The 5,349-nt window shown below is 55.8% G+C and carries 3 rRNA genes; all 3 read left to right on the top strand.

Features of this window, described 5'->3' with window-relative positions:
* Window positions 1-4: 4 nt before the first annotated feature.
* The 3 genes from OGL88_RS17680 (at window position 5) to rrf (ending at window position 5,346) form a co-directional block, all read left to right on the top strand.
* Window positions 5-1,526: ribosomal RNA gene (locus tag OGL88_RS17680) — 16S ribosomal RNA — on the top strand.
* A 428-nt stretch (window positions 1,527-1,954) separates the two neighbouring features.
* Window positions 1,955-5,081: ribosomal RNA gene (locus tag OGL88_RS17675) — 23S ribosomal RNA — on the top strand.
* A 148-nt stretch (window positions 5,082-5,229) separates the two neighbouring features.
* Window positions 5,230-5,346: ribosomal RNA gene (rrf, locus tag OGL88_RS17670) — 5S ribosomal RNA — on the top strand.
* The 16S, 23S and 5S rRNA genes sit together here, the layout of an rRNA operon.
* Window positions 5,347-5,349: the final 3 nt, after the last annotated feature.

Below are 5,349 nucleotides of genomic sequence, written 5' to 3'. Positions count from 1 at the left end.
TTTTTTTACGGAGAGTTTGATCCTGGCTCAGGACGAACGCTGGCGGCGTGCTTAACACATGCAAGTCGAACGATGATGCCCAGCTTGCTGGGTGGATTAGTGGCGAACGGGTGAGTAACACGTGAGTAACCTGCCCCTGACTCTGGGATAAGCGTTGGAAACGACGTCTAATACTGGATATGATCACTGGCCGCATGGTCTGGTGGTGGAAAGATTTTTTGGTTGGGGATGGACTCGCGGCCTATCAGCTTGTTGGTGAGGTAATGGCTCACCAAGGCGACGACGGGTAGCCGGCCTGAGAGGGTGACCGGCCACACTGGGACTGAGACACGGCCCAGACTCCTACGGGAGGCAGCAGTGGGGAATATTGCACAATGGGCGAAAGCCTGATGCAGCAACGCCGCGTGAGGGATGACGGCCTTCGGGTTGTAAACCTCTTTTAGTAGGGAAGAAGCGAAAGTGACGGTACCTGCAGAAAAAGCACCGGCTAACTACGTGCCAGCAGCCGCGGTAATACGTAGGGTGCAAGCGTTGTCCGGAATTATTGGGCGTAAAGAGCTCGTAGGCGGTTTGTCGCGTCTGCTGTGAAATCCCGAGGCTCAACCTCGGGCTTGCAGTGGGTACGGGCAGACTAGAGTGCGGTAGGGGAGATTGGAATTCCTGGTGTAGCGGTGGAATGCGCAGATATCAGGAGGAACACCGATGGCGAAGGCAGATCTCTGGGCCGTAACTGACGCTGAGGAGCGAAAGCATGGGGAGCGAACAGGATTAGATACCCTGGTAGTCCATGCCGTAAACGTTGGGCGCTAGATGTAGGGACCTTTCCACGGTTTCTGTGTCGTAGCTAACGCATTAAGCGCCCCGCCTGGGGAGTACGGCCGCAAGGCTAAAACTCAAAGGAATTGACGGGGGCCCGCACAAGCGGCGGAGCATGCGGATTAATTCGATGCAACGCGAAGAACCTTACCAAGGCTTGACATACACCGGAAACGGCCAGAGATGGTCGCCCCCTTGTGGTCGGTGTACAGGTGGTGCATGGTTGTCGTCAGCTCGTGTCGTGAGATGTTGGGTTAAGTCCCGCAACGAGCGCAACCCTCGTTCTATGTTGCCAGCGGGTTATGCCGGGGACTCATAGGAGACTGCCGGGGTCAACTCGGAGGAAGGTGGGGATGACGTCAAATCATCATGCCCCTTATGTCTTGGGCTTCACGCATGCTACAATGGCCGGTACAAAGGGCTGCGATACCGTAAGGTGGAGCGAATCCCAAAAAGCCGGTCTCAGTTCGGATTGAGGTCTGCAACTCGACCTCATGAAGTCGGAGTCGCTAGTAATCGCAGATCAGCAACGCTGCGGTGAATACGTTCCCGGGCCTTGTACACACCGCCCGTCAAGTCATGAAAGTCGGTAACACCCGAAGCCGGTGGCCTAACCCTTGTGGAAGGAGCCGTCGAAGGTGGGATCGGTGATTAGGACTAAGTCGTAACAAGGTAGCCGTACCGGAAGGTGCGGCTGGATCACCTCCTTTCTAAGGAGCATCTGGCCTCGTGTGCCCTTCGGGGTGGGCGTGGTCCAGGCGCCGAGTAACCCGAACGTGGTTGCCGGTAGCTCATGGGTGGAACATTGACAGTGCAGTTGGGAGTGATGCTTCCGACCTCAGTACGCTCTGCTTGCAGGGTTGGGACGGGTTGGGGTGGAGCTGCCTGCTGGTGCACGTTGTTGGGTCCTGAGGGACCAGGCTTCCTGCTGACATGAGAGTGTCTGGTGGGGGTTGGGCCTGCGGGTCCTTCGTTGGGCTGCATGAAGCATCGTCGTTGGATGGTGGGGAGTGTGGTGCCGATCGTATGTTGAGAACTACACAGTGGACGCGAGCATCTTTGATTCGCGTCATCCAATCGACCGGGGTCTTCGGACTGATGGTTGTGGGTGATGACGGATCGCAATTTTAATCTTTGTGGTCAAGTTTCTAAGAGCAAACGGTGGATGCCTTGGCATCTGGAGCCGAAGAAGGACGTAGAAATCTGCGATAAGCCTCGGGGAGCTGATAATCGAGCCCTGATCCGAGGATTTCCGAATGGGGAAACCCCGCTGGGCGCTTTTGTGACCTGGTGACTCCCGCCTGAATATATAGGGCGGGTAGAGGGAACGTGGGGAAGTGAAACATCTCAGTACCCACAGGAAGAGAAAACAACATGTGATTCCGTGAGTAGTGGCGAGCGAAAGCGGATGAGGCTAAACCGATCATGTGTGATAGCCGGCGGGCGTTGCATGGTCGGGGTTGTGGGACACGTCACTCAGTTCTGCCGGACTGGGGCGGTTACAGCGCATCATAGTCGAACCGGTTTGAAAGCCGGGCCGTAGTGGGTGCCAGCCCCGTAGACGAAATGGTGTTATGGCCGGATGTGTATCCCAAGTAGCACGGGGCCCGAGAAATCCCGTGTGAATCTGTCAGGACCACCTGATAAGCCTAAATACTCCCAGATGACCGATAGCGGACAAGTACCGTGAGGGAAAGGTGAAAAGTACCCCGGGAGGGGAGTGAAATAGTACCTGAAACCGTTTGCTTACAAACCGTCGGAGCCTCCTTAGTAGGGGTGACGGCGTGCCTTTTGAAGAATGAGCCTGCGAGTTAGTGATATGTGGCGAGGTTAACCCGTGTGGGGCAGCCGTAGCGAAAGCGAGTCTGAATAGGGCGTTTGAGTCGCATGTTCTAGACCCGAAGCGAAGTGATCTATCCATGGCCAGGTTGAAGCGACGGTAAGACGTCGTGGAGGACCGAACCCACTTCAGTTGAAAATGGAGGGGATGAGCTGTGGATAGGGGTGAAAGGCCAATCAAACTTCGTGATAGCTGGTTCTCTCCGAAATGCATTTAGGTGCAGCGTTGCGTGTTTCTCGCCGGAGGTAGAGCTACTGGATGGCCGATGGGCCTCAACAGGTTACTGACGTCAGCCAAACTCCGAATGCCGGTGAGTGAGAGCGCAGCAGTGAGACGGTGGGGGATAAGCTTCATCGTCGAGAGGGAAACAACCCAGACTACCAACTAAGGTCCCTAAGCGTGTGCTAAGTGGGAAAGGATGTGGAGTTGCATAGACAACCAGGAGGTTGGCTTAGAAGCAGCCACCCTTGAAAGAGTGCGTAATAGCTCACTGGTCAAGTGATTCCGCGCCGACAATGTAACGGGGCTCAAGCACACCACCGAAGTTGTAGATTTCGCACATTGACAAGCCTTCGTGGTTCAGTCGTGCGGAGTGGTAGGAGAGCGTCGTGTGGCGAGTGAAGCGGCGGAGTGATCCAGCCGTGGACGCTACACGAGTGAGAATGCAGGCATGAGTAGCGAAAGACGGGTGAGAAACCCGTCCTCCGAAAGACCAAGGGTTCCAGGGCCAGGTTAATCCGCCCTGGGTAAGTCGGGACCTAAGGCGAGGCCGACAGGCGTAGTCGATGGACAACGGGTTGATATTCCCGTACCGGTGAACAACCGCCCAAGCTAATCCAGTGGTGCTAAGAGTCCTAACCCGGACGACCGGATCCCTTCGGGGTGATGGTGGCCGGTCTAACGCTCGACCCCATGCTGGTGCGGTTAGCGTATGAACAGGTGTGACGCAGGAAGGTAGCTGAGCCAGGCGATGGTATCCGTAAGGTGAACCTGGTGTAAGGATGTAGGGCTGACGATAGGCAAATCCGTCGTCTGTGTGCCTGAGATCCGACGCGTACCCGTAAGGGGAAATCAGTGATCCTATGCTGCCGAGAAAAGCATCGACGCGAGGTTGCAGCCGCCCGTACCCGAAACCGACTCAGGTGGTCAGGTAGAGAATACCAAGGAGATCGAGAGAATCGTGGTTAAGGAACTCGGCAAAATGCCCCCGTAACTTCGGGAGAAGGGGGGCCGGACACGTGACCGGATTTACTCCGTGAGCGTTGAAGGCCGCAGAGACCAGTGGGAAGCGACTGTTTACTAAAAACACAGGTCCGTGCGAAGTCGCAAGACGATGTATACGGACTGACGCCTGCCCGGTGCTGGAAGGTTAAGAGGAAGGGTTAGCCTTTGGGCGAAGCTCTGAATTTAAGCCCCAGTAAACGGCGGTGGTAACTATAACCATCCTAAGGTAGCGAAATTCCTTGTCGGGTAAGTTCCGACCTGCACGAATGGCGTAACGACTTCCCAGCTGTCTCAACCGCGAACTCGGCGAAATTGCACTACGAGTAAAGATGCTCGTTACGCGCAGCAGGACGGAAAGACCCCGTGACCTTTACTACAGTTTGGTATTGGTGTTCGGTGTGGCTTGTGTAGGATAGGTGGGAGACTGTGAAGCGGGCACGCTAGTGTTCGTGGAGTCATTGTTGAAATACCACTCTGGTCACTCTGGATGTCTAACGTAGGACCCTGATCGGGTTCATGGACAGTGCCTGATGGGTAGTTTAACTGGGGCGGTTGCCTCCCAAAGAGTAACGGAGGCGCCCAAAGGTTCCCTCAACCTGGTTGGCAATCAGGTGGCGAGTGTAAGTGCACAAGGGAGCTTGACTGTGAGACTGACAGGTCGAGCAGGGACGAAAGTCGGGACTAGTGATCCGGCAGTGGCTTGTGGAAGCGCTGTCGCTCAACGGATAAAAGGTACCTCGGGGATAACAGGCTGATCTTGCCCAAGAGTCCATATCGACGGCATGGTTTGGCACCTCGATGTCGGCTCGTCGCATCCTGGGGCTGGAGTAGGTCCCAAGGGTTGGGCTGTTCGCCCATTAAAGCGGTACGCGAGCTGGGTTTAGAACGTCGTGAGACAGTTCGGTCCCTATCCGCTGCGCGCGTTGGAAATTTGAGAAGATCTATCCCTAGTACGAGAGGACCGGGATGGACGAACCTCTGGTGTGTCAGTTGTTCTGCCAAGGGCACCGCTGATTAGCTACGTTCGGACCGGATAACCGCTGAAAGCATCTAAGCGGGAAGCCGTCTTCGAGATGAGATTTCCATGCACCTTGAGTGTGAGAGGCTCCCAGCAGACTACTGGGTTGATAGGCCGGATGTGGAAGCGGGGACTAACGACCCGTGGAGCTGACCGGTACTAATAAGCCGAAGACTTGATAACACACTGATTTCCCGCACCTTTGCGTGTGGGGCTCGCGTCCACTTTGTGGTTCCCGACAGACGATCGGGAATCAAACTGAATACACCGCTCTGCCCATTCGTGGGCAGCAGCCGGAACATGTTTGAGACCAGATCATGGTCGATAGTGTTCCGGTGGTCATAGCGAGAGGGAAACGCCCGGTCACATTCCGAACCCGGAAGCTAAGCCTCTCAGCGCCGATGGTACTGCAAGGGGGACCTTGTGGGAGAGTAGGACGCCGCCGGACTTA

This window comes from Curtobacterium sp. RIT-PI-V (assembly GCF_025642935.1).
In the GTDB taxonomy this organism is placed as follows: domain Bacteria; phylum Actinomycetota; class Actinomycetes; order Actinomycetales; family Microbacteriaceae; genus Curtobacterium.
This window is presented reverse-complemented; position numbering and strand designations above follow the sequence as displayed.